Annotated in this window: 3 protein-coding genes; all 3 read right to left on the bottom strand. The window is 48.4% G+C overall.

What is annotated here, in order from left to right; genetic code table 11:
* Window positions 1-16: 16 nt before the first annotated feature.
* The 3 genes from HEN33_RS24515 to dicB all read right to left on the bottom strand — a co-directional run bounded on the left by HEN33_RS24515 (window position 17) and on the right by dicB (window position 2,957).
* Window positions 17-2,488: an exonuclease gene (locus HEN33_RS24515; RefSeq protein WP_176262885.1), complete on the bottom strand. Its 2,472-nt coding sequence runs from the start codon at window positions 2,486-2,488 to the stop codon at window positions 17-19.
* A 95-nt stretch (window positions 2,489-2,583) separates the two neighbouring features.
* The gene (locus HEN33_RS24510) at window positions 2,584-2,772 is read right to left on the bottom strand and encodes a DUF1482 family protein (RefSeq protein ID WP_176262886.1); all 189 of its coding nucleotides are present in this window, start codon (window positions 2,770-2,772) and stop codon (window positions 2,584-2,586) included.
* A complete protein-coding gene (gene dicB / locus HEN33_RS24505; protein ID WP_000449172.1) occupies window positions 2,769-2,957 on the bottom strand; it encodes a cell division inhibition protein DicB in 189 nt (62 codons plus the stop codon). Before dicB ends, HEN33_RS24510 begins: the two co-directional genes overlap by 4 nt.
* Window positions 2,958-2,965 lie beyond the last annotated feature (8 nt).

Below are 2,965 nucleotides of genomic sequence, written 5' to 3'. Positions count from 1 at the left end.
TGGCGACGGTTGAACATTAAAAATCAGCCTGACTCGGGATCAGTTTTTGCCAGATGGCTGAAACGTATTTCGCCTGGTAACGCGCATCGTGCAGGGCGTTATGGCGTTCACCTTCGAATGCGATGGCACTTCTGGCATCGAAATCCATCACCAGTCCCAGGGCGACCATTGTTCGTACATCACGATCGTTGTAGCAGCGCCACGGGCAGGGGATCCCCTGCCGTTCATATGAACGGCGTAAAATCACGTTGTCGAAAGTTGCACCGTTACCCCAGACCTGAACAAAAAATTCACCGGAGTTTTCGTCGATAAATTCCCGTAGTTGCAGCAGTGCATCATCCAACGGGATTTCATCGGTCAGAATGGCGGATTGTGCTTCGCGTGACTGTTTCAGCCACCACTTAATGGTGTCCCGATCGATGACCCCGCCTGCGGTTTCCAGATCGATAGTTTTGCTGAATTCTGGCCCCATCTCTCCGGTTGCCGGATCAAAAAACTTACCGGCTATAGCGTTTATTGGCGCATCAGGATTTTTTCCCATTGTTTCAAGGTCAATCATCAGATGGTGCCACAACCTGCTGGTGGATGTGATTTCGTGATGACCGTTCACTTTAATTAAGGGATTTGCTGTCTCGCCAGTTTTATTATCGCTGGCGTGATACTGATCGCTGCCAGTGTTCTCCTTGTGCAGATGTTCAGTGCCTTCCATTTCCTCCGGATCATTTTCCTGAGCTTCAGTCTGATTCTCTTCATCGAATGTTTCCTGGTAGGTTGCGTTCCCCATCACCGCACCATAGTCAGGACAGTTGCCGCCACCGGTCTGACCGCATGCGCTGCAAACTTTTTCCAGTTCCTGTTGCACTGCTGGTTCTGGTTGTTGCTCTTCTGGCCCGTTTTGTTGCGTATCCGGGCTGTTTTGTTCCGCTTCTGGCTCATTTTGTTTCACGCCGGGCTGATTCTGGTTCTCAGCGTCGCGATTCTGGATCCCTTTCACCCATTTCGAATCATTCGGGTCGCTAATCCCTTCAACAAATTCACCACGTGATGCAGCAAGTAATTTATCGGCGTCAGGCTGGCTGATATTGGCTGCCTGCATAATTTTGTTTACTTCGTCAGCGGTAACTTTTACCGGCTCTGGTTGTTCGGAATCTTCAGTGCTATCCACATTTTGCGGTAAGCCCGTGTATGTGCCATTTTTTAGGGCAAAATATTCTTCTTTTGAGATTTCGGTTCCGCCGGCAGCCAGCGCCCTGTCCAGACCAGAAAGTTTGTTTGCCCTGCCGTATTTTTCCCCGCCCTTATCGGTAAAGACGAAATAAAATGGTCCTTCACGCTCTACAGATGGTTCAGCTTCCACCAGGATTTCATTTTTTTGAGTATCGGATTCTGCCGTCTCCACTGGAGCAGTTTGTGCTGCTGGCGGCTGGAGAGCATCAGCAGAGCTCTGGTCTGTTTCTTCATGTTCAAACACGCCCTTTGTCGTCAGGTATTCACTGATATATTTGTTCAGTGCAACGGGATCTTTGTGAATATCGATCGGACGTTCGCGAACAAGGCCAAAAATAGTCTGACGGTCATAGGCAAGTGCTTCGGGCTGTTTGCGCATTGATGCTGAGATACGCTTCCAGTCTTCGCGATCCTTGTCGATAACCTCATTTGTCGCCCAGCGATGGATGGTACCGTCAATGTTTCCTGCATCCACATCACCGGGCCAGAGGGCGCAGGCCAGTTCATTGTCGAGTGTTTTCCATGTCTGTTTGTATTCGCGGCGAACGGCAACAGTGACAGCCCCGGTTTTTTCAGCAGCGTTTTCAGTGTTCTGTTGGTTTACTCTGGAACGGGCGATATCAACGACAGATGTGTATTTCCCGGTTTCCTTGCGTTCACTTTCGCGACGTTTTTTCCAGATGCGCATCTCTGCCTGAATTTCGGGCCATTTAGCAGCAGGTTTACATTTATGCTTAACCCACCCGATGGCATGCAGCTTAAGCTCCGGATACATGGCGTTAACTTCTGGCATTTTCATCAACGCTTCAACGATATGACCGTCGAATGTTGCCATGTCTTCCTGCAACAATTCCTGAGCGCTAATCACCATATCAACAGTGATGTTTTCACATGCGTCGAACTTAACCATGACGGCGTTCTGTACTTCAGGGGCCAGATTGTCAAAAGTGACGTTCATCGGATCGGATTCGGGTTCGACCGGGACAAAGGACGCAGACTCCTCATCCCAGCGGTTTTCCTGCATATATTCGGTATCCCAGGAATCGAGGGCAGGGCGGGGTATTCCGGGTTTATCCTCGCAGACAATAAATTTATAAGCGCAGTCCTGAGCTGCCGGGAATTGCTCCAGAAATTGCCAGTGAAATTTTGCGCGTGCGCGACGCTCATCACCGGCTTCAATGGCAGTGGCCACCGCAACAGCGCTATCTTCTTTTATGGCCTGTTCGTCAGGAATAGCAGCGCAAATAAAGATTTTACTCATTGTGTTTTAACCTCATTACAGATTTCAGGGTGAACGAATCCCTGCCATTGCTGGCATTTTTAATCCGTTGGTATGGCGTTAATATGGCTGGCGGGTTATCCATCCGGTGTTTCGTTATTCAGGTACAGCGATACTTTTTTTAACGGGAGGCATTCACCGGGGATTTTTTGTTCGTCCCTTACCTGAATGCAGGATGACTTACTGTCATAAATTCCGGTAATCACATTTTGTGGCTCACCCGTTATAAGAAAAACGGTCATCACCAGTGCAAACGCTGAAGTCACTGCTGTTCTCCGATAATACCAAGTTCAAGAAGGGCAATTCTGGAAAGTATGGAATTATCATTGAGAAGATAAGGTTCATATTTTCTCATCTTAATGGCATCTTCAGTAAACTCCCGGTTACTGAGCAGAACACCAATATCAAAACAACCTTCAGACGTATTAACGTTTGGTAATAACGTTTCCATTATCGCGT

This window comes from Escherichia sp. 94.0001, assembly GCF_013369155.2.
In the GTDB taxonomy this organism is placed as follows: domain Bacteria; phylum Pseudomonadota; class Gammaproteobacteria; order Enterobacterales; family Enterobacteriaceae; genus Escherichia; species Escherichia coli_F.
Note: the sequence above shows the minus strand (reverse complement) of the source record. Positions and strands in the feature narration are given on the sequence as shown.

Excerpts from the sequence above, each read along its gene's own strand:
- HEN33_RS24515 (WP_176262885.1), bottom strand. The coding sequence starts at position 2,488 with ATGAGTAAAATCTTTATTTGCGCTGCTATTCCTGACGAACAGGCCATA.
- dicB (WP_000449172.1), bottom strand. The coding sequence starts at position 2,957 with ATGGAAACGTTATTACCAAACGTTAATACGTCTGAAGGTTGTTTTGAT.